Origin of the sequence: Streptosporangium sp. NPDC049376, assembly GCF_044466505.1 — a bacterium.
Lineage (GTDB): Bacteria > Actinomycetota > Actinomycetes > Streptosporangiales > Streptosporangiaceae > Streptosporangium.
The window spans coordinates 538,329-560,107 of the sequence record NZ_JBITMT010000002.1; the positions used below are offsets into that span (position 1 = coordinate 538,329).

Annotated in this window: 18 protein-coding genes; 10 read left to right on the plus strand and 8 right to left on the minus strand. The window is 71.3% G+C overall.

What is annotated here, in order from left to right:
- Window positions 1-49: 49 nt before the first annotated feature.
- A complete protein-coding gene (locus ACIBVQ_RS07860; protein WP_399176332.1) occupies window positions 50-1,057 on the minus strand; it encodes a permease-like cell division protein FtsX in 1,008 nt (335 codons plus the stop codon).
- 105 nt (window positions 1,058-1,162) lie between these two features.
- A complete protein-coding gene (locus tag ACIBVQ_RS07865; protein ID WP_352009932.1) occupies window positions 1,163-3,310 on the minus strand; it encodes a hypothetical protein in 2,148 nt (715 codons plus the stop codon).
- A 102-nt stretch (window positions 3,311-3,412) separates the two neighbouring features.
- Here ACIBVQ_RS07865 and ACIBVQ_RS07870 point away from each other — a divergent pair, with 102 nt between their 5' ends.
- From ACIBVQ_RS07870 to ACIBVQ_RS07890, 5 genes are all read left to right on the plus strand, one after another.
- The gene (locus ACIBVQ_RS07870; RefSeq protein ID WP_362772578.1) at window positions 3,413-4,870 is read left to right on the plus strand and encodes a phospholipid carrier-dependent glycosyltransferase; all 1,458 of its coding nucleotides are present in this window, start codon (window positions 3,413-3,415) and stop codon (window positions 4,868-4,870) included.
- Window positions 4,871-5,023: 153 nt separating this feature from the next.
- Window positions 5,024-6,721: an LCP family protein gene (locus ACIBVQ_RS07875; protein ID WP_352009934.1), complete on the plus strand. Its 1,698-nt coding sequence runs from the start codon at window positions 5,024-5,026 to the stop codon at window positions 6,719-6,721.
- A gap of 245 nt (window positions 6,722-6,966) precedes the next feature.
- Window positions 6,967-8,880: an acyltransferase family protein gene (locus tag ACIBVQ_RS07880; protein ID WP_399176335.1), complete on the plus strand. Its 1,914-nt coding sequence runs from the start codon at window positions 6,967-6,969 to the stop codon at window positions 8,878-8,880.
- Between the two features lie 49 nt (window positions 8,881-8,929).
- On the plus strand, window positions 8,930-10,060 hold the full coding sequence (locus tag ACIBVQ_RS07885; RefSeq protein WP_352009936.1) for a glycosyltransferase family 4 protein: 1,131 nt from the start codon (window positions 8,930-8,932) through the stop codon (window positions 10,058-10,060).
- A complete protein-coding gene (locus ACIBVQ_RS07890) occupies window positions 10,045-10,785 on the plus strand; it encodes an acetoacetate decarboxylase family protein (RefSeq protein ID WP_362772587.1) in 741 nt (246 codons plus the stop codon). The genes ACIBVQ_RS07885 and ACIBVQ_RS07890 overlap by 16 nt, the downstream gene beginning before the upstream one ends.
- Before the next feature lies 1 nt (window position 10,786).
- Here ACIBVQ_RS07890 and ACIBVQ_RS07895 read toward each other — a convergent pair whose 3' ends face one another.
- Entirely contained in the window at window positions 10,787-11,704 is a 918-nt protein-coding gene (locus ACIBVQ_RS07895) for a PfkB family carbohydrate kinase (protein WP_399176337.1), read from the minus strand.
- 254 nt (window positions 11,705-11,958) lie between these two features.
- Here ACIBVQ_RS07895 and ACIBVQ_RS07900 point away from each other — a divergent pair, with 254 nt between their 5' ends.
- From ACIBVQ_RS07900 to ACIBVQ_RS07920, 5 genes are all read left to right on the plus strand, one after another.
- Window positions 11,959-12,663 carry an FCD domain-containing protein gene (locus ACIBVQ_RS07900; RefSeq protein WP_352009939.1) on the plus strand — a complete coding sequence of 235 codons (705 nt, stop codon included), beginning with the start codon at window positions 11,959-11,961 and terminating at the stop codon, window positions 12,661-12,663.
- Window positions 12,660-13,481 (plus strand): ABC transporter ATP-binding protein, encoded by an 822-nt coding sequence (locus tag ACIBVQ_RS07905; protein ID WP_386193487.1) that lies wholly within the window; start codon window positions 12,660-12,662, stop codon window positions 13,479-13,481. The genes ACIBVQ_RS07900 and ACIBVQ_RS07905 overlap by 4 nt, the downstream gene beginning before the upstream one ends.
- A gap of 102 nt (window positions 13,482-13,583) precedes the next feature.
- Complete coding sequence (locus ACIBVQ_RS07910) at window positions 13,584-14,780, plus strand: MFS transporter (protein ID WP_399176340.1); 1,197 nt, start codon at window positions 13,584-13,586, stop codon at window positions 14,778-14,780.
- Window positions 14,781-15,070: 290 nt separating this feature from the next.
- On the plus strand, window positions 15,071-15,904 hold the full coding sequence (locus ACIBVQ_RS07915; protein WP_362910224.1) for an aldo/keto reductase: 834 nt from the start codon (window positions 15,071-15,073) through the stop codon (window positions 15,902-15,904).
- 520 nt (window positions 15,905-16,424) lie between these two features.
- Window positions 16,425-17,339 carry a TIGR03620 family F420-dependent LLM class oxidoreductase gene (locus tag ACIBVQ_RS07920; protein WP_399176342.1) on the plus strand — a complete coding sequence of 305 codons (915 nt, stop codon included), beginning with the start codon at window positions 16,425-16,427 and terminating at the stop codon, window positions 17,337-17,339.
- Window positions 17,340-17,447: 108 nt separating this feature from the next.
- Here ACIBVQ_RS07920 and ACIBVQ_RS07925 read toward each other — a convergent pair whose 3' ends face one another.
- The 5 genes from ACIBVQ_RS07925 to ACIBVQ_RS07945 form a co-directional block, all read right to left on the minus strand.
- The gene (locus tag ACIBVQ_RS07925) at window positions 17,448-18,329 is read right to left on the minus strand and encodes a glycosyltransferase family 2 protein (protein WP_352009944.1); all 882 of its coding nucleotides are present in this window, start codon (window positions 18,327-18,329) and stop codon (window positions 17,448-17,450) included.
- 196 nt (window positions 18,330-18,525) lie between these two features.
- Complete coding sequence (locus tag ACIBVQ_RS07930) at window positions 18,526-19,293, minus strand: CDP-alcohol phosphatidyltransferase family protein (RefSeq protein ID WP_352009945.1); 768 nt, start codon at window positions 19,291-19,293, stop codon at window positions 18,526-18,528.
- Window positions 19,271-20,311, minus strand: a complete 1,041-nt coding sequence (locus tag ACIBVQ_RS07935; RefSeq protein WP_352010172.1) for an iron-containing alcohol dehydrogenase family protein — start codon at window positions 20,309-20,311, stop codon at window positions 19,271-19,273. The genes ACIBVQ_RS07930 and ACIBVQ_RS07935 overlap by 23 nt, the downstream gene beginning before the upstream one ends.
- Before the next feature lie 5 nt (window positions 20,312-20,316).
- Window positions 20,317-21,051: a phosphocholine cytidylyltransferase family protein gene (locus ACIBVQ_RS07940; protein ID WP_352009946.1), complete on the minus strand. Its 735-nt coding sequence runs from the start codon at window positions 21,049-21,051 to the stop codon at window positions 20,317-20,319.
- Between the two features lie 103 nt (window positions 21,052-21,154).
- Window positions 21,155-21,778, minus strand: a complete 624-nt coding sequence (locus tag ACIBVQ_RS07945) for a DUF5941 domain-containing protein (RefSeq protein ID WP_399176345.1) — start codon at window positions 21,776-21,778, stop codon at window positions 21,155-21,157.
- Between the last annotated feature and the right edge of the window lies 1 nt (window position 21,779).

Below are 21,779 nucleotides of genomic sequence, written 5' to 3' on the forward strand. Positions count from 1 at the left end.
GCGAGGATACTCTGCCCGGCTGGGAGGCGAGTGCACTTCGCCGTCCGGCTCAGCCTGTCTCCACGACACCGGCGCCGCCGACGCCCGGCAGTTCCTCCATCGTCGCGGCGAATGACCGGGCGTCCGTCGGGTCGGCGAGCTTTACAAAGTATCCCTCGGACACGGTCGCTGAGTCGGGCAGGCGCCCTGCCCACATGAAGGACAGGACGCGCCGGGCGTGGGCGGCGTCCTCGACGTAGACGTGCTCGACCTCCTCCATGCCCGCCAGCCTCGCCTCGACGGCCTTCCTCTCCTGGGAGGTGGCCCGGCCGCGTCCCGCGCAGTCGTCCGCCCCGCACAGCGTGAGGTAGGCGTCGGCCTTGTACCGCCAGAAGGGGTGGCCGAAGGCACCGGCGTTGGCGACGCCCGGAGCCCGGTTGAGCGCGGCGGGGAAGGGGGCGATGTCGGCCCGGTCACGGAGCGTCCCGACGAACGACTCCGGCAGGTCCCCGGCCTTGAGGACGGAGAGCATGACCTCGTCCCCCGCGTAGGCCCTGCGGTAGTCCGCCAGGGCCTCCTGGCGGGAGACGAACCGCACGTCCTTCACCTGGGGCATCGCCCGCAGCCTCTCCCCGAGAGCGCGCCGTTGCTCGGCGGTCACGGCCCTGCCGTGGCAGTTCTCCCACGGGGCGTCGTCCCAGCACAGGAAGACGGAGAACGTCCCGCCCTTCGGCCAGGGACCGGCGGGCGGCGGGGAGAACTTCTGGCCGGTCGCGGAGGACCCCGTCGTGAGGGACGGCGCCTTGAGGGACGGGGCCTTGGGAGGCCGTGCCGTGGGAGTCGCGGCCTCGGGGGAGCGTCCCCGCGGGGACTCCGCCCGGGGAGCCGACGCCCTGGCAGCCGACGCCTCGGGGGACGGAGCCTTGGGGGATGACACCGCCTGCGCGGCCGTCGGCGGGAGCACCGGCAGTACGGCCACGGCCGCGACCCCGCTCAGTACGGCGCGGCGGGCCCGTGCCCGTCTCCGCGAGCCACCGGACCCGCTCCCGGGAACAATCGTGTCCAATGCGTCACCCACCGCGATAACCAGATGTCCTTCACAACAGCCATGAATGGATATCACGGATTCGATCACCGCTTGACGAGGTGGTCCCCGGCGGGCGAAACCGTTACCTACGGGCCTTCAGGAGGCGGGCGGGACGGTCATCCAGACGTCCACGGCCATCGACCAGGTGCCGTTCGGCGGCTCGACGAGGGAACGCTCGTCCTGACGGGCCCGCAGCTTCATCACCTGGACCGGATCGCCGTACGGAGCGAGCTGGTCGGCCCTGACCGCGAGCAGGACGGGCACCCGGCCCGCCGCCCGGACGCGGCCGACCAGGCGGTTGACGTCGGAGGGGATGGGGATGTCCGCGCCCTGCCGGTGGAAGACCTTGGCGGTCGGCACGCCGCAGGTGCCCCTGACGACCTGGGTGAACCGGTCACCGGTGACCCGTTCGACGATCAGCACGGAGGCGTTGGCGGGCAGGGCCGCGCACATCGCCTCGACCGCGGCGCGCTCACCGCGCTCGACCGGGGTGAAGGCGACGCCCGCCGAGGTGACCACGGGCGGCACGAGCAGCAGCAGCACGCCCGCGACGACCAGCCCGCGTTGCACGGGCCTGCCGTACCCGAGCCTGCGGGCCTTGTCCCTGACCCAGCGCAGCCCCCAGACCGCCAGCAGCACCAGACCGGGGATGACGACGGGCACCAGGCGCCGGGAGGCCCACGGGTGGTCGGGGGTGATGGAGGGCAGTATCAGCGTGGCGACCGTGGTCCAGCCGATCACGGCCAGCGGCAGCAGCCAGCCGAACCCGCGCCGCCTGACCAGCCTGCGCGTCAGCAGGGCGGCGGCCATGGTGGCCAGGGCGACGGCGGGAACGCCGAGGTACCAGATCACCCAGTAGAGCGACTCCTCGTAGTAGAGCCGGGTCGGGTCGGCCGCCAGGCCGTTGTCCGCCTGGGTTCGCTGGATGAACGCGGCGTTCAGCGCGTCGTCGGCGGTCACCGGGATGCGGGTCACGGTCTGCAGCCAGGGCCGGGCCACGAAGATCGCGACGACCAGCACCACCAGACCCGCGGCGATCTCGGGAAGCCCGCGCAGCCGTACGGCCCGCCGCAGCGGCGGGGCGAGCACCGGGGCCAGGGCCGCCGCCACCAGGGTGAGGGCCAGGACCGCCCCGCAGATGGCCAGCAGCGGCCTGACCGAGGCTCCCAGGTAGGTCAGGTACGGCCGGGACAGGAAGTAGGCGGCGGCCAGGCCGACCCCGGTTCCCACGGCCAGCCCGCACAGCAGCGGCAGGCCGAGCCGTCCCTCCTGACGGCCGCCGACCCTGCGCATGGCGATCAGCAGTCCGGCGTAGGCGAGCACGGGCAGGATGTCGCGCAGGCCGTCGATCCTGACCAGCACGGCCAGCCCGAACACCAGGCCCGCCAGGTCGGCTCCCGCGACGGCGCCGTAGGCCTGGGCCGCGCGGACCAGCCCCGGCCGCTCCCCCGAGGGGACCGGCGGCAGGTAGCCGAGCCCCATGACGCCCGAGCGCAACCTGGCCCGTGCGTCGTGGAGCAGGACGAGCCCGCCGAAGAGCATGATCAGGGACGGGATCTCACTGAAGGTGGTGCGCGAGGTGTAGAGGATCGGCAGGCTGACCGCGAACACCAGGGCGGCCAGCGGCGCCCAGCGGGCGCCGACGAACCTGGCGACGAGCCCGGCGACGACCAGCACCGCCATGGCGCCGAGCAGCGGGGGGACCAGCAGCAGGCCGCCCAGCCCGCCCAGCCAGTGGCCGAGCGCCTGGATCATCGGCGGCCCCGGCATGAACTGCGGCACGACCACGCCGCCGAAGTCGTAGAAGCCCATGCTGCCGAAGACCAGCGCCGGGTCGGCCCCGCCGAAGGCCGCCTCCTGGTACGGGATCGGCAGCGAGCCGTGTTCGGCCAGCCAGACGGCGTACTGCGCGTAGGTCGCCGGGTCGCGGCGGACGATGAGCTGCTCACTGCCGAACACGGTGTTGAAGATCGCGGAACCGGCCGCGACGGCGACGACCGCGGCCGTCTGCCCGGCGGTCGCCTCGACCGTCTCCGGCAGGCGGCGCAGGCCGTAGCGGCACAGCAGCGCCGCGACCAGCAGGCCGAGCGGCAGCGCGGCGACCGGCCTGAACCAGCCCAGCATGAGCAGCGCGAACCCGGCCAGCAGCCAGCCCGCCAGGACGAGCGCGGGCACGGCCGAGAGCACGGCGAGCACCCTGCCCGCCGTGGGTCCGCGCGCGCTGTCCCACGGGCCGATCCTCATGGCTGGCCCCGAGCGTAGCGGCCCCGCCGCGTGACGGCGACGGGGGCGCGCGACGGGCGGGCCGAGCCGGTAGCGTACGCGCAGCATGCGAAGGGGGCGGTAGTGGTCGGGTGGGTGCGGGGGCGCAGGGGGCTCTTCCCGGTGCCGGAGCGGGCCGCGCTGGAACCGCTGAGGCAGCGGTGGTTCCTGGTGGTGCTCGGTCTCGGCGTCGTCCTGCGGGCGCTCGCCATGCTCGGCTACCGGCCCGCGCTGTGGTTCCCCGACTCCTACACCTACGTGGTCACCGCGATGCGGCCCAGGCCCGACCTGGTGCGCCCGGCGGGCTACTCGATGTTCCTGCGGCTGTTGGAGCCCCTGCACAGCTTCGCCCTCGTCGCGGGCGTCCAGCACCTGCTCGGGCTCCTGACGGGCGTGATGGTCTACCTCACCGCCAGGCGGCTGCGCGCCCCCGCCTGGGCCGCGACGCTCGCCTGCGTCCCCGTCCTGCTGGACGCCTACCAGATCGAGCTGGAGCACCTGCTGGTCTCCGACACGCTGTTCACGACGCTCGTGGTGGCCGCCGTCTGCCTGGCCGTACGGGAGCCCGGGAGTCAGCGGGGGCGGATGGCCGGGGCGTGCGCGATCGGCCTGCTGGTCGCGGCGGCGACGCTGACCAGGACGGTCGGGCTGCCGCTGGTCGCGCTCCTGGGCGCGTGGCTGCTCTACCGGCAGCGGGGCCGGGTGGCGGTCGCGGCGGTGACGCTGGCCGCGGCGGCTTTGCCGATCCTGGGTTACGGCGTCTGGTTCCACGCGACCACCGGCAGGATCGGCCTGGTCGGCGCGAACGGCGCCTTCCTGTACGCCAAGACGATGACGTTCGCCGACTGCGCGGTGATGAGGCCGTCGGCGGAGCTGGCCGTCCTGTGCGACCCCCGGCCGCCCGCGTCGCGGCCCCCCTCGCAGGAGTATCTCTGGGGTCAGGACTCCCCGCTGGTCAGGCTGCCCGGCATCACCTTCACCCGGGAGACCGACGCGCTGGCCGGGGAGTTCGCCTCGCTGGCCATCCGCAGTCAGCCGCTGGACTATCTGGGCTCGGTCCTGACGGAGCTCGGCCGCTCCTTCACGCTGGACCGGCCCGTCTACCCCGACCAGGAGATCTACGACCACTACCTCTTCCCTGCCGCGACGCCCGAGCCGCCGGGACGTTACCCGGCCCTGGTCGGCGCCTCCTTCGCCCGGCTCTACGAGCGGGGGCCGATCGAGACCGAGGTGGTCGAGCCGTACGCGGGCTGGATGCGGGCCTACCAGGGCGTCGCCGCACTGCCCGGCGCCGCGCTGCTGGTGATCCTGCTCCTCCCTCCGGTCGTCGCGGGGGTACGGCGGGCCAGGTCGGCCGGATCCGTCCCGGTGGTGTGGGCGCTGCCCTGGGCGACGGCGGTGACGTTGCTGGTCATGCCCGCGGCGGTGGCGGAGTTCGACTACCGCTACGTACTGCCCGCCGTACCACTGGCCTGCCTTGCTGCGGCTTTCGCCGCAAGTAAACCTTCCTTCAGTAACATTCCAAGAAATGTCCGTATTTGAGTATGCTGGGCGGCCGGATCACCGCGCAGTCCCCGGGGGAGATCATGGCTGAGTTCGTACCATCACGACTCCCCACGCCGACTTCGTGACCTACTCTTTGGGCGCTATGAGCGAGCCGAGACAGCGGGTGTCGCCGCCGAGCAAGGAGATCGCATGAGCGACCAGCGGCACGTCGCCATGAGCGATCACACCACCCAGCCGGCCCTTGGGCGCAGGGCGTCCAGGCGCGCGGCCGGGAACGGCGTGACGCCTGAGGAGATCTCCCCTCTTTACCAGGAACCTCCCAGAAGGAACGGCGGCGGCCGGTCGAGAGGGTCGGGCGGCAAGGCCGCCAAGCTCGGCGTCGGCGCCTGGGTCAGCGTCGCGCTGACCGGCGTCATGGTGGTCGGCACCCTCACCGGCTACAAGTTCTACCGGGACATCGAGGGCAACATCACCCGTGAGGACGTCGAGGGCAAGCTGGGCGCCGACCGCCCGCCGGAGACGGGCGCGCTCAACGTCCTCGTCGTCGGCTCCGACAGCCGCGACGGCGCGGGCAACAAGAAGTACGGCCAGCACCTGCAGGGAACGGGTGAGCGGACCGACACGATCATCCTCCTGCACATCTCCCCGAACCGCGACAAGGCGACGCTGATCAGCTTTCCCCGCGACTCGATGGTCCAGGCGCCCGAGTGCCAGAACCCCAAGACCAAGGCGATCATCCCCGCCGGTCTCCGGCAGATCAACGCGACCTTCAACGACGGCGGCATCACCTGCACGTGGAAGACGATCGAGACGCTGACCGACATCCACATCAACCACTTCGTCAAGGTCGACTTCTCCGGGTTCAAGGGCATCATCGACGCCCTCGGCGGCATCGAGATCTGCCTGCCCAAGGACGTCACGGACAAGAAGGCCAAGCTCGAACTGAAGAAGGGCAAGCACATCGTCAAGGGCGAGACCGCCCTGGCCTACGTCCGCGCCCGCTACACGCTCGGCGACGGCAGCGACATCAGCCGCATCAAGCGCCAGCAGGTCTTCCTCACCCAGGTGATGAAGAAGGCGACCAGCTCCGACCTGCTCACCGACCTCGGCAAGCTGACCAGCTTCCTTGAGGCCGCGACCTCCTCGGTGACGATGGACCGCAACCTCACCACCGGACGGCTCCTGGAGATCGCGCAGAGCGCGGCCTCCCTCAACGCCAAGGGCCTGAAGTCCGTCACCGTCCCCTGGAAGCCGTACGCGCCCGACCCCGGCCGGGTCGAGTGGGCCCAGCCGAAGGCCGACCAGCTCTTCGCCGCGATCCGCAGCGACATCGAGGTGCAGCCGACCGCCACGCCGAAGCCCTCGGCCAGCCCAGGCCAGACCTCGGCCCCCGCCAAACCCGCGATCAAGCCCTCCCAGGTCAGGGTCCAGGTGCTCAACGGCACCAGCGTCGCCGGCAGGGCGCAGGAGGTGGCCGACGCGCTGGCCGCCCAGGGCTTCACGGTGACCGAGGTCGGCAACGCGCGGCTGCCCAGCGGCGCCGACCAGCCGAAGACACGCATCCTGTACGCCAGGAACGCCCAGGACGGCGCCGACTACGCCGCCCCGGTGGCCGCCAAGCTCCTCAACAAGGAGAAGGTCAAGCCGGAGGGCGGCAAGCTCAAGCCGGGCGGCAGCGAGCCGTACGTCCCGTCGGCCACCGGAACGGCCTCGACCGCGCCCACCGCGACGCCGACGGCGAGCGCCCCGGCCACCACGACGGACGGCCAGGGGCCGGTGATCCAGCTGGTCATCGGTGCCGACTGGCAGGGTGTCGCCGCTCCCATCAAGATCCCGGACAGCATCAAGGGCGACGTGGTCGACGCCAACACCAACCCCTGTCTCTGAGCCCTGTCCCCGGTGCCCTCCGGCACCGCCCCGTGCCCCGTTCCTCCGGGAACGGGGCCGTTCTCCCAGCTCCGGGCCGCCCCGACGGTCACGAAACCCCGTGAAACGCGGCGAGCTCGTGCGACAGGGCGTCCAAGAGCGTTTATGGTGGTCCGACCGGTGGACGACTCCGTCATCCGTCCGTGTCCCGGGCGATCTCGCCGGTCCGCTTCCCCGTCTCCGACAGATAGCTGAGCGTTTTCCTCGTGAGCGACACCCGACCCTCTTCCCCGGTACCGGCCCCATGGGACGACGGCGCCAGTGGCGCCGGAGGCGGCGGGCAAACCGGCGGACAGGACGGAAGGGCGGCGCCGTGGCCCCAGCCTCCGGCCCCCGACCCCGCGGAGGGGGCGGGCGAGGTGACCGCGTGGGGCTACCCCGCCTACCGGGACCCGGAGAACGCGCCCGGCGGGGAGACGGGCACGCCGTACTGGGAGGGGTCATCCGCTTTCGGGGGTGAGGAGACCTCCGGGGCGGGCGCGGCGCCGTCCGCCGCACGGCAGGCGCGCAGCCCCTACCCCAGCCCTCACGACCCCCCGCACACCACCGCGTCCCAGGAACCCGCCTCTCAGAGGCCGGAGGCCCGGGAGCGGGACGCGCGGTGGGCTCAGGAGTTCGGCGCGGCCCAGGCACGGGCGTGGACCTCGGGCACCCCGTCCGAGCCCCCCTCCTCGGAGACCTTCTCCTACTGGGAGAACTCCGCCCGGCAGCAGCCCGAGCCCCAGGAGACCGACCGTCGGCCCTCCGCGTGGGGAGAGGCGACCGTCTCCCCCTGGGACCGCCCCTCCCCCGTCCCGTCTCAGGAACCCCCCGCGCCCGCCGAGCAGGCCGGGTACACCGCACCGGCTCCCGCCGAGCTCCCCGAGCGGACCACGCCGCGCCGCCGGGGCTCACGGGCGGCCTCGCACCTGAACGCCCGGCCCAGAATCCCTGCCTACCTGGACGAACACCCCCAGGTCACCGAGCAGCAGAGGGCCCCGGTTCCCGTCGGCGCGCACGCCGCGGGACCGGTCGTCGCCCCCTCGTCCGTCGGAGGTCCGGCGGCCCTGGAGTGGGAGCAGCGGGCCTACGCCGAGGAGGAGCCCACCGCTCCCCCGGCGAAGAAGAAGCGCGAGCCGTACCTCGACAACGTCAAGTTCGTCCTGATCGTCATGGTGGTCATCGGGCACTCGCTGGTGCCGACCCTGGCCGCGCACTCCTCCAGGGCCGCCTACCTGTTCATCTACACGTTCCACATGCCGGCGTTCGTGCTGATCAGCGGCTATCTGGGACGCAACTTCTGGAACTCGAACGCGAAGATCAACAAGTTGGTCGACACCATGCTGGTGCCGTACGCGTTCATCGAGATCGGTTACGCCCTGCTGCGTTACGCGCTCGGCCAGAAGTGGACCCTGACGATCATCGACCCGGCCTGGCTGAACTGGTATCTCGTCGCGCTGGTGCTCTGGCGGATCTCCACCCCCATCTGGACGCGGATGCGCCAGCCGTTGCTGGTCGCGGTGACCATATACATGGTGGCCGGTTTCTCCGAGATATCCGGCGACTTCAGCCTCGACCGGTTCTTCGGCCTGCTGCCGTTCTACGTGCTCGGCCTGCTGCTCAAGCCCGAGCACTTCGACCTGCTCAAGCCGTTCTGGGTGCGGATCGCCGCCGGGTTCGTCGTCGCCGGAGGCGTCGCGGTGGCCGTCTACCTCGCCCCCAGGGTCGGCCTCGACCCGGTCTACTACCGCTACAGCTTCAAGTACATGCACCTCAGCTGGTGGATGGGCCTGAGCGTGCGCGCGGCCATGCTGCTGGCGGGCCTGGCGCTCTCGGTCGCGCTGCTGGCGCTCGTGCCGAGGCGCGAGACCTGGTTCTCCGACCTGGGCACCCGCACGCTCTACACCTACCTGCTGCACGGTGTCGTCGTGCTCATCGCCAAGGACCAGAAGTGGCTGAGCCTCCCCTGGCTGTACGGCCCGCTCGGCGTGCTGGCGATCGCGTCGAGCTCGCTCGTACTGGCGATCATCCTGAGCCTGCCGCAGACCCGCACGCTCTTCAAATGGCTGCTCGAACCCCGCCTGGTCTGGCTGTACCGCAGGCCCTCCTCGAAGGAGAGTTCAGCCGCCGTTCCCCGGTAGTTCACTCAACGCATCCGGTGCGGACGGAACCGGCACTCAGCATCGGCATATGCGGGTATGTGTCGGGACGATCGTCCATCACCCCGAAGACGCCCGGATCATGCATCGGCAGATCCGGGCGCTCCTCGACGCCGGGCATGACATCACCTATGTCGCGCCCTTCACCGACTGCAACGTCACGCCCGATCCCGGGATCAGGGCGATCGACGTTCCCCGCGCGACCGGGCGGCGCCGCAGGCGCGCGCTCAAGGCGGCCAGGAAGGCACTCAAACGCGGGATCGAGGGCGCCGACCTGCTGATCGTCCACGACATCGAGTTGCTGTTCCGGCTGCCCAGGCGCAGGCCCGCGACCGTGTGGGACGTGCACGAGGACACGGCCGCCGCCCTTGAGGCCAAGCCGTACCTGCCTGAGGTGCTGCGCCGTACGCTGCCGTCGCTGGTGCGCGGGGTCGAGGCCAGGGCCGAGCGGCGCATGCACCTGATCCTGGCCGAGGAGGCCTACCAGGAGCGCTTCTCCAGGCCCCATCCCGTGGTGCTCAACACCACCTACGTGCCCCGGCGCCCGCCCGCCCCGCCCGGGGGGAACCGGGTGATCTACGTCGGCCAGCTGTCGGCGGCCAGGGGGGCCGTCGAGCTGGTCGAGCTGGCCAGGCGGCTGCTGCCGCACGGGATCAGGACCGACCTGGTCGGGGCGGCCGACCAGGAGATCAGGCCGCTGCTGCGGGACGCGCAGCGGGAGGGCGTGCTCGACTGGTACGGCTACGTGCCCAACCAGCACGCGCTGCGGATGGCCGAGGGGGCGATCGCCGGGCTCTCCCTGCTGCACGACGTGCCCAACTACCGGCAGTCGATGCCGACCAAGGTCGTGGAGTACATGGCCAGGGGTGTCCCGGTGGTGACCACGCCGTTGCCCGCCGCCGCCTCGATGGTCGAGCGGGTCGGTTGCGGCGTCGTCGTGCCGTTCGGGGACGTGGACGCGGCGCTGCACGCCGTGCTCGGGCTGCGGGACGACCCCGGCGGGGCCACGGCGATGGGCAAGCGCGGGTACGAGCAGGCGCTGAACGAGCACCACTGGCCCGACCACGCGGGTGAGTTCGTCGGCCGCCTTGAGGAATGGGCCGGCAAACCGGTGACGTCCGCCGTGGAGATTGGTGTACTGGAGGCATGGCACGCCATCTGATCCAGGGACGTGAGATATCCACCCCCGTCCGCGTCCGCGACGCGGTGGCGTGCGCGGCCTCCTATCTCGTCAGAGCGGACGCCGCCCGGGCCGTGATCGCCTACTCGGGGTTCGACGTCGCCGAGGTGCTGCCGGGCAGGGCCCTGTGCACGCTGGCGTTCGCCGAGCACGCCGACGGTGACCTGGAGGCCTGCCGGGAGTTCGCCGTCTCCTTCCTGACCAGGCCGCCCGACGCCGGGCCGCCGCCCAGGGCTCGTGGCCTGCGGGCCAACCTCGCCGAGCTGCGCCGGGCCGGGGCGGGGTCGTTCGTCCACTGGCTGCCGTCCGACCGGGAATTCGCCGCGGAGGCGGGACGCGCCATCTGGGGCTTCCCCCGGGAGGTCGCCGACATCGACCTGCGGATGGCCTCGCCGTACAAGCGGTGCGTGGTGCGCAGGGACGGCCGCCTGGTGCTCGATCTGCTCGTCAAGCCGGGGGCGGCCGTCCCCTTCGTGGGCAGGGTCACGCCGCCGAGGGCCTACGGCCAGCTCGACGGTGTCACCCGCCGTGTCCCCTGGTCGGCCACCCTGCGCGGGGTCCGGGCCCGCCTCGGCGGGGCGCTGATCCGCCTGGGCAACCACCCGATCGCCAAGGAGCTGAGCGAGCTCGGCCTGCCCAGGCGCGCGGTGCTGACCGGTACGGTCTCCCACCTGGCCATGACGCTCGGCGAGGCCAAGCAGCTGTAGGTCAGCCCTCCAGTTCGAGGAGCGGCAGTTCGGCGCGGGTCGGCAGGCCCTGCCAGTCGCTGGGGCTCGACGCGGCGAAGGCCGCGAGCTGGGCGCCCCTGCGCAGCCTGTCCGTCGGGTGCAGCCGGTCGAGCAGGGCGCTGAGATAGCCCGCGACGAAGGCGTTCTCGCACCCTCCGGGGTCGACCACGGGCGCCACGATGCCCGGGGCGTCGTGGCGGACGCCGTCCACCCGCACGCTCGCCCCCCTGGTCCCCCTGAGCACCACGACCTGCCTGCCGCCGCCGAGGGCGGGTTTGACCAGGTCGAGTTCGCTCTGCCGTACGAACAGCAGGTCGGCCGAGCCTGCCAGGGCGCCGAGGACCTCCTCCGCCTCCCGCAGATCGGGCCAGAGCCGGTCGTGGTAGTCCACGGCCACCGAGACGACGACCCCCGCCGCCTGCGCCGCCCGTACCGCGGCCTGCACGGCGTCGCGCGCGCTCAGCGCGGCGGTGACCCCGCTGACGTGCAGGATGCGCACGGCCGCGATGCGGTCTATGGGAACGTTCCCCTGGGCGAGCCGGGTGCCTCCCCGGTAGTGGGTGACCTTGGCCGCCTGTCCCGGTCTGGTCTCCCGCAGGATCATCCCGGTCGCCGAGCCGTCCTCGGTCCTGGCGTCGGAGACGTCCACTCCCTCGCCGCGCAGCGCGGTGAGCACCCGCTGGCCCAGCTCGTCCGCTCCCACCTTGCCCAGCCACGCGACCTTGTGGCCGAGTCTGGCCAGGCCGACCGCGACGGTGAACTCCGATCCCGTGACGTCCAGCCTGACCTCGTTCTCGTGACGGATCCGGCTGCTGCTGACGATGGCGAAGGCCTCGCCGAGGGTGTAGACGTCCACGCCGGAACCTTTCGCGGCGCCGTAGGACGCCGATGGAGCCATGTTCGGATTTTCGAACTCTAGCGATTCTCCCCGTCCCGCTCTTCCCAGGGAGCACAACAGCAACCGGCCGGTGATCTCCGCGTGCTCTGACCTCCAGGGGTGCTGGGAGCCTTCGCCAGGAAGGCCTTCCCGGGCTATCGGAGCCTTATGGTCCCGGGTGCCTTCATGGGCTCCCGGAGGACCTTCGTCGGTCTTCAGAGGTCTGAGGACCTGTTAGGGTTCTCCCATCGAGGAGAGCCCATGGGAGGTGGGAGATGGCCGAGTCACCCGGCCTGCGGCACGGACCCGTCGTGCCGCAACTGGAGAGCCTGCTGCGCGAGCTGCTCAGGGAGCAGCGCTGGAAGGCCGGTGAACGGCTGCCCAGCGAGGTGCGGCTCGCCGAGGAGCTCGGCGTCGGCCGTTCCTCGGTGCGCGAGGCCATCCGCCTGCTGGCCCGTGACGGTCTGGTCGACGTACGGCACGGCTCGGGCACGTTCGTCACCGACCTGTCCGCGATCCCCCACGAGGGGCCGGACGTGCGCCAGCTCCTGCGCCGGGCCCGGCTGCTTGAGGCCTACGAGGTGCGCAGGGCCCTTGAGGTCGAGGCCGCCAGGCTCACCGCGCGGCGCATCCGCCCCGAGGACGTCGAGCGGCTGAGGGCGAGGCTGCGCGAGCGCCAGGAGCGGGTCGGCGGTGACCCTGCCGCCTTCGTCGACGCCGACCTCGACTTCCACCACGCGATCGTGGAGCTGTCCGGCAACGCCGTGCTCGTCGGCCTGTTCGACGTGGTGCGCCCCGTGCTGCGCGCGGCGCTGATCGAGATGGTCACCCACGAGGCCGCCCTGCCCGACGTCTCGTGCGCCCACGCCGACGTGCTTGAGGCGCTGGCGCGCGGCGACGCCGAGGCCGCGGTGGCCGCCACGGCCGACAACCTGGAGGGCACCATGGCGTTCATCAGGGCGGAGATGGCCGACCGATGATCGTCTCCCAGCCCTCGGAAACCGGGCCCGTCCTGCACGCGCAGGAGGTCGACGTCGTGCGCGACGGCAACCACCTGCTGCGGCAGATCTCCCTGACCGTGCACCGGGGTGAGCACTGGGCCCTGCTCGGCGCCAACGGCGCGGGCAAGAGCACACTGCTCAACCTGCTGGGCGCGGTCACCCACCCCACCCGCGGCGTCGTCGAGGTGCTCGGGCGCAGGCTGGGCCGGGTCGACATGCGGGAGCTGCGCTCCTACCTGGGTCACGTCGACCCGCGTCACGCCCCTGACTCCCCGCTGCGGGTCAGGGAGGTCGTCCTGACCGGCCTGACGAACACCATCGCGCTCGTGCCCCGCTGGGCGCCCACCGCCGAGGAGACCCAGCGCGCCGACCACCTGATCGAGCTGCTGGGCATGGGCGCCAGGGGTGAGGCGCGCTGGCCCACCCTGTCGCAGGGCGAGCGTGGCCGGGCCCTGATCGCCAGGGCGCTGATGCCCCGGCCACGGCTGTTGCTGTTCGACGAGCCGGCGACGGGCCTTGACCTGGCCGCCCGCGAGCAGCTCCTCGGCAGCATCGACCTGCTCAGGCACGAGCATCCCTCGCTGGCCACGGTCCTGGTCACCCACCACCTGGAGGAGCTTCCCGCAAGCACCACTCACGCGATGCTGCTCAGGAAGGGCCACTGCCTGGCCTCCGGCCCGGTTGACGACGTCCTGACCACCGACCTGATCAGCGCGTGCTTCGACCACCCGGTGCGGATCACCCGCAGCGAGGGCCGCTGGAGCGCCAAGGCCGCCACCCTGCTGGCGACCCCCTGACCTCTTCCCGGGAGTTCCGGAACTCCAGGGAAGATCGACACCTTATGTTGTCTGAGGTCTGAGGACAGTCCTCAGACCTTCACGAGAAGGACGCACGAGAGAGTGAAGAACCGCAGGGCCCTGGGGCTGCTCACGGTCACCCACGGGGTCAACGACATGTACCAGGGCGCCGTCCCCGCCCTGCTCCCCTTCCTGGTGGCCGAGCGCGGCTACAGCTACGCGCTGGCCACGGGGATCATCGTGGCCGCCACGGGGCTGTCCAGCGTCGTGCAGCCGCTGTTCGGCGTGGCCGTGGACCGCCGCCGGATGAGCTGGCTGGTCGCCGTGGGCATGATCGCGGCCGGCGTCGGGGTCGGCCTGTCCGGCCTGGTCGACGACTACGCGTGGACATGGCTCGCCATCGCGGTCTCCGGCCTGGGCGTCGCCGCCTACCATCCCGCGGCGGCCAAGGCCGCACGGATCGCCGGCGGCGGCTCCGCGCGCTCGATGGGCGTCTTCTCCGTCGGCGGCAACGTGGGAGGCGCGCTCGCCCCGCTGTTCGTCGCCCTCGTCCTCAACGCCGCCGGAACCCGGGGCACCTGGCTGCTTGCCGTGCCCGCCGTGGTGGCCGGAGTCGGCTACCTCCTGGCCCGGCGCGCCTCCGGCTCCGGCCCGGCAACCGCGACCACCCCGGCGGGCGCGGAGGGGGCCACGGGGCGCGACGACTGGCGGGCGTTCGCCCGGCTGTCGGCCCTGGCGGTCTTCTGGTCGATCCCCTATGTCGTCATGGGCTCCTTCGCCGCCCTGAACGTCATCGGCCGCTTCCACGTCTCGACCGCCACCGGGACGGCCACGCTAACCGTCTTCACCGCGGGCGGCGTGGTCGGCACCCTCGCGGGCGGATGGCTCGCCGAACGACGGGGACGGCTGAGCACGATCCGCCTCGGTTATCTGACGGCCGCGCTCGCGGTGGCGGGCGTCGTGTTCTCACCCGGCCTGGCGGGGGTGCTGTGCTGTACGGCGCTGTTCGGCACCGCCCTGTTCGTGCCCTTCGCCGCCCAGGTCACCCTGGCTCAGGACTACCTTCCCAACCGGGTGGGAACGGCCAGCGGGCTCACCCTGGGGCTGACCCTGTCGGTCGGCGGCCTGCTCTCCCCCGCCTTCGGCGCCCTGGCCGACGCCTGGGGGGTGCGCACCGTACTGGTCTGCCTCGTCGCGGTCCTGGCCGTGGCCGTCCTGATCGCACTGAGGCTTCCCGAGCCCTCCGGCCCCCTCCCGTCTCCCCGTTCCGACCCGGAGCCCGCGGACGCCGCCGCGTGAACCCCGGAGAGGCCGCGAGGCGCGCGGAACCCCCGGGCCGGACGACCACCGGCGCCGCCCTCGTACGGCTTCGGCGGACCTTGCGGCCCGGGGGCTCTTCCCCGCCCTTGGGTGCCGCACCCCTTCCCGCTTCTCACCACTTATCACCGCATAAGGGAAATTTGTCCCTTCTCTCCAGGTCAGCGGGATCACGATGCCGGTCGGCGATGTCGAGGGGCACCTGTTAAACGGCACAAAGCCGGGTACCGGCATGCTTGGGGCTCAACACACAGACATCAAGGGGAAATCGGATGACTTCGGTACCCATCATCAGGTTGAACAACGGCGTCGAGATCCCGCAGCTGGGGTTCGGGACCTACCAGGTCAAACCTGGCGAGACGAAGGCGGCGGTGCTGTCCGCGCTCGAAGTCGGCTTCCGGCACATCGACACCGCCGAGATGTACGGCAACGAGGCACAGGTCGGCGAGGCGGTCAGGGCGTCCGGTCTCGACCGGGGCGAGGTGTTCGTCACGAGCAAGCTGAACAACGGCTTCCACGCCCACGACGACGCCCTGAAGGCGTTCGACCGGACGCTGGAGGAGCTGGGGTTCGACTACCTGGACCTGTTCCTCATCCACTGGCCGCTGCCCGCCGTCGGTGACTTCGTGGAGACCTGGAGGGCCCTGGAGGAGATCTACCGTTCGGAGCGTGTCAGGGCCATCGGCGTCTCCAACTTCCACGTGAGCCACCTGCGCAGGGTCCTGGAGGAGACCGAGACCGTGCCCGCGGTCAACCAGATCGAGGCGCATCCGTACCTCACCCAGGACGACATCAGGGCGTTCGACGCCGAGCACGACATCGCCACCGAGGCATGGTCGCCGATCGCGCAGGGCAAGGTGCTCACCGACCCGACGATCGTACGGATCGCCGAACGGCACGGCAGGACACCCGCCCAGGTGACGCTGCGCTGGCACATCCAGCGGGGCGACATCGTCTTCCCCAAGTCGCTCAGGCGCGAGCGCATGCAGGAGAACTTCGACATCTTCGACTTCGAGCTCTCCGAGGAGGAGATGAACACGATCTCCGCCCTCAACCGCGGCGAGCGGGTCGGCCCCGACCCGGACACCTTCAACTGGATTCCCTAGTCCCTCTCACGAACTGGTCCACGGACCACAGCGATGGCGGCCGCCCGGCCCGGACGGCCGCCATCGGCGCCTCGCCCACCTCGACCGGCAGCGGCACCCGGAACAGCGGCTGGTCGAGGTGGGCGAGTACACCCTCCGCCCGGCGCCCCCACTCGACGCGCCCCACCCGGCGCCTTCCGCCCGGCGCGCCCAGGCCGACGGCTCCCTCCGTCCGCCCCACCGCGACCCCCTCCGGTCGCCCCGGGGCCCCGTCCATGGCGCAAGGTGCCCCCACCCGGCCTCCTCAGGACAAGGCCCCGGCAACCCGCCCTCGGGAGAGGCCGGGCAACCCGGCCGCTTGGGACAGGGCTCGTCGGCCCGGCCTCTCCTCACGACACAGCAGCCGCCTGTGACAGGCCGCTCGACGACGTGCGCCGATTGCCAAACGGAGGCAACCTCCGTATTGTGGTGTACACAAAACGGAGGGCCTCTCCGAATAATGGAGAGTCCTCCCATACCCCGGAGGCAGGCGATCGTGACCGTGGAAGAGACACGTCTGAGGCTGGGCCGGTTCGGTGTCTGGCTGGCCCCGCCCACTCTGCTGAGGACCCCTGTCGGCGTGCAACGTGAGCAGTTCTCCCGCGTCGAACGGCTCGGCTACGGCTCACTGTGGAGCGGCGAACCCCCGGCGACCTCCCTCGGCGCCGGACGTGAGGTGTTCACCCAGCACGCCGTGATGCTGGCCGCGACCGACCGGATCGTCGTCGGAACGGGGGTGGCGAACATCCGGATGCGCGAGCCCCTCGCCGCGCACGGCGGCGCCGCCACCCTCGCCGAGGCCTACCCCGGGCGGTTCGTCCTCGGTCTCGGCGGGCACGGCGGTGACCGCCCGCTGGGAGAGCTACAGGCCTATCTAGAGGCGATGGCGACCGCGGCGACGACGCTGCTCCCGGAAATCGGCTATCCCCTCGTCCTGGCCGCCCTGGGGCCCCGGGCGCACCGGCTCGCCGCCGACCACGCCGACGGAGCGCACCCGTTCATGCAGCCGGTCGAGCACACCGCGATCGCGCGCGAGCGGCTGGGGCCCGGCAAACTGCTGATCCCTCACCAGGCGGTCGTCCTCGACACCGACCCGGTCTCCGCCAGGGCGCGGATGCGCGCCCTGACCCCCGCCCGGTTCCGTGACGTCGAGACCCCCTACACCGTCAACTTCAGGCGCCTGGGCTACGGGGACGACGACCTCGCGGGTGAACGCAGTGACCGGCTCATCGACGCCATCCTGGGCTGGGGGGACGAGAAGACCGTCGCCGACAGGCTCGGCGCCCACCTGGAGGCGGGCGCCGACCACGTCCTCGTGCATCCCCTGGCGGACGACCTGGTCTCCGCCGTCGACCAGCTCGAACGCCTCGCCCCTTTCCTGGCAGCCCCCCAGGATCCGCACGCCCGAGGCGTATGACCGACCGGTCGCGCCCGTGCGGCCACCGGTTCGAAACCGGTGGAACCGCTCCTCGGCAAGGAGAGGACGATCTCGGTCAGCCGCACGCCGCCGCGCCCGGCTGACGGCTCAGACGATCGGGGGACGGCCCAGGCGGAGCATGCGCCAGGCGGTCTTCCAGCCCATCGGACGGCGCTCGCCCGCGGGCTCGCGCATCCCCTCGGTGAAGCCGGTGAACCAGGCGCGCAACGCCGGACGGGAACGTTCTCTGAGCAGGGTGAGAACGATCCAGTTGAGGAGGTAGAAAGCCGCCAGCGGCCAGGGGAGGTTGCGCCGGGCCAGCCAGACGCGGTTCCTGGCGTTGAGGCGGTAGAAGTCCGCATGGCGGGTCGGCGGGACCTGCGGGTGGTACATGACCGTCTGGGCGTCGTACTCGATCCGGTAGCCCTCGCCGAGCAGCCGCCAGGCCAGGTCGGTCTCCTCGTGGGCGTAGAAGAAACGCTCGGGGAGGCCGCCGACCTGGAGGAAGGCCGACCGGCGGATGGCGCAGGCGCCACCGAGGAAGGTGGTGACCGGTGAGGACCGCTCGGGGTCGCCCGCGCGCAGGCGCGGGACGTGACGGCGCTGACCGACACCGCCCTCGGGGTCCATCACGCGGAAGGAGACGACCGCCAGGTCCGGCTCGGTCGAGAAGCGCTCACGAAGGTGGGAGATGACGTTGCTCTCGCCGTACCAGCCGTCGTCGTCCAGGAAGAGGACGACGTCGCCGGAGCACTCCTCGACGCCGCGGTTGCGACCGGCCGGGATGCCGGTGTTGTGGCTGAGCCGGACGGTCCTGATCGAGGCCGCCGATCCCGCGGGCACGGTGACCGGCAGTTCGGGCACGTCCGCGCCGTTGCCGACGATGACGATCTCGACATCGCCGTCGACCTGGTTGACGGCCGACTCGACGGCCCGGGCCAGCTCAGGGACCCGGTTGCCCATGGTGAGGATGACGCACGAGATCTTCAACGCGTCATCGCCTTGACGCGTCGAGAGCACGTGCGGGGCATACTTTCATGATCACCGAGTCTGCTGGGTGGGGCGATTCTGGCTTCAGTACAACTTCCTGATTTACCGGGAAATAAGCGTATCGGAACCTCCGGCGAACACCCACCAAACAGTGGGACGTCCGCACCTACGACGCACCGAAACGCCATCCGGTTCCTCACGAAAGCCGCCTGGAGGCCAGAATGCTCACCAGGTGCAGAGCGGTCTGCAGCACGGCGACCACCACGCAGGCGACCATGAGCACCCGCGTCGCGGCCAGACCGCCGCTGAGGGCGTCCCACAGGGCCACGAGCACCACGATGAGGGACAGCTCGACCGCCTGGACGAGCCGGTGGAACTTCAGCGCCGCCGCGGCCCTGCGGGCCATGCCCAGGCCCCGCGAGCGGAACTGCTCCGCCGAACTCTCCGTCGCCGCGATCAGCCCGGAGCGGGCACGCGCCACGTCGACCAGGTCGGTCTCGGCCTTGATCAGGATGGCGCCGAGCGCGGCGGCGAAGCCCAGCACGGTGTACCAGTCGGGCAGGACCTCCGAGGCCCTGAAGCCAAGACCGATGAGCAGGGCGGCCTCGGCGAAGTAGTGCCCGACCCGGTCCAGGTAGACACCGGTGATCGAGGTACGGCCCGTCCACCGGGCCAGTTCCCCGTCGGAGCAGTCGAGCAGCAGGTAGAGCTGGATGAGCAGGGCCGCGCCCACCGCGGCCCAGAACCCCGGCACCGTGAGCACCACGCCCGCCAGCAGTCCGGAAAGGATCATCAGCCAGGTGGTCTGGTTGGGGGTGATCGGCGTCTTGGCGAGGAACCAGGTGACGTAGATCGACAGCTTGCGCATGTACAGCGAGCCCGCCCAGTGCTCGCCGCTGTTGCGACCCATGGTCGACTGCGGCTGGGCGACCGCGCGGAACTCAGCGACCGACGGCCCGGACATAGTCCCCCACCCGCTCGCGAATCTCCGGCTCGGACAGGCGCAGGTGCTCCAGGATCGTGTAACGTCCCGGACGCGTCGAGGGCGCCAGCATGACGGCCTCGGTGAACTGCTCCTCGGTCAGTCCGGCGTCGCCGGGGGTGACCGGAAGCTCGTGCCCGCGCAGGCACTCGACGACCTGGGTCAGTCTCCGCGAGTCCTCGCGGAGGAAGAAGCAGAAGGCGGCACCGATTCCGGCGAGTTCGCCGTGGTTCGAGGTGCCGGGGAAAAGCTGATCCACGGCATGCAGGATCTCATGGTCTCCGCCGCTCGAAGGACGGGATGACCCGGCGATGACCATCGCCATCCCCGACATGATGAGCGCCTCGGCCAGCACGGTGAGGAAGGCGTCGGACTCGATGGAGTCGTTCCTTCCGATCACCGCCTCGGCCGAGGTGCGGGCCATCGCGCAGGCCAGACCGTCGATCGGCTCGCCCCGCTCGGTGTTGCCGAGCTGCCAGTCCTCGATCGCCGACAGGTTGCTCACCACGTCGCCGACCCCGGAACGGACCAGGGAGTCGGGCGCGTCGTGCACGAAGTCGAGATCGACCACGATGGCCAGCGGCATGGGCACGCCGAAGGAGCCCTTGCCGCCGTCGTGGGTCAGCGACGCGACCGGCGAGCAGATGCCGTCGTGCGACAGGTTGGTCGCCACCGCGACCATGGGGATCCCGGCGAGCGACGCGGCGTACTTGGTCGCGTCGATCGTCTTGCCTCCGCCGATGCCGACCACCGCCTCGTAGGCGCCCTTGCGCAGGTCGGCGCCGAGCGAGACCGCGGCGTCGACGGAGCCGTTCGCCACCCGGAAGACCTGGGCCTCACCGAGCGAGGGGGCGATGACCGAGGCGATCCGGTCGCCCTGCCCCACTCCGACGGCCACCGCGACCCGCCCCGAGGTCGCCACCCTGCTGTCGGCCAGCAGCGTGCCGAGCTGGGCGACCGCGCCCCGCCGTACCTCCATGGTCAGCGGGGCGGGCAGCATCCTGGCTAGTATCGGCACGCGATCTCCCGGGCCCTCGCGAGGTCGTCGTGGTTGTCCACCTCGACCCACGGGACGTCCCCGATCGGGGCTACGGCGATCTTCTCGCCGCGGGTGACCATCTCCTGATAGCCGTCCTCGTAGTACAGCTGCGGGTCGCGCTCGAAGGTGGCCCTGAGGGCGTCGGCGAGCCGCTCCGCGGCACCCGGACGGATCAGCGTCGCGCCGATGTACTCACCGGCCGCGGCGGCCGGGTCCATCAGCTTGGTGATCAGCTTGAGGTGACCGTCGTCGTCGAGGGTGACCTTCATCTCCTCGTCGGCGAGCTTCTTGACGTTGTCGACCGCGAGCAGGATGTCGCCGGTCACCGGCGCGGAAAGCAGCGTCTCCTCGACGGAGGCCGGGTGCACGGTGTCGCCGTTGACCAGGAGCACACCCTGGTCGAAGTGGTCACGGGCGCACCACAGGGAGTAGGCGTTGTTCCACTCCTCGGCCTTGTCGTTGTGCACGAGGGTGAGCTTCACGCCGTGCCGCCGCTCCAGCTCGGCCTTGCGCTCGTGTACGGCCTGCGCCTGGTATCCGACGACGACCACGACGTCACGGAGGTCGGCCGCGGCGAGGTTCCGCAGCGAGATGTCCATGATCGTGGTATCACCGTCGACCGGCACGAGCGCCTTGGGCAGCGTGTCGGTGTACGGCCGCAGGCGTCGTCCGGCCCCGGCGGCCAGCACCATTCCCAGCAACGTGCACTCCTCATCCAAGTGAGCCCCTCGACGGGCACTCCTGGTCCCAAAGGTTAGTTGCCTTCAGGCCTTGATCGTGTAATCGGAGGTTTGCCGGGTGTTCTCAGTCACGCGTCTCCAGGCCGGCCGAACCCGCCTTCGAGCGGGGTACGGCCAGCCAGCAGGTAACGCTCTCCCACCCGAACAGACCCCACAGATACAGCGCAAGCAGGGCGAACACCAGCGTGACCTGCCCGGTCAGCCCGCCGAGCGCGACCAGCAGCATCCGGCCGTCCCAGCCGAGCCCGAAGGTCGCCAGCCACTGCGGCGGATAGACGCGTTGCCGCAGACGATAGACAAGATCATAGTGGTGGAAGGCCATCGCGCCGAGCAGGGTGAAGATCAACCAGGGCGGCACGTCGTGGGCGAACCCGACCGAGGCCACGAAGCCGTACTCGGTCAGGCGCAGGATCGGCGGCACCAGCCAGTCGAGACGGCCGTCGTGCGGGTGTGAGCTGCCGGGGCCCGCCAGCAGCAGCGCGACGGCGGGGGCCAGGACGGCCAGCCCGTCGGTGCCCGCGACCCCGACCAGCAGCAGCACCCCGGTCACGAACGTGCCGACCAGCACGGGCGGCAGCGGCGGCAACTGCCCGACGACCAGCGCGCCCATCCCCCGCGACAGCACCCCGTCGTCGCGGTAGGCGACCACGTTGCCGCGCGGCACCGGCGTCATGTGAACGGTGACCATG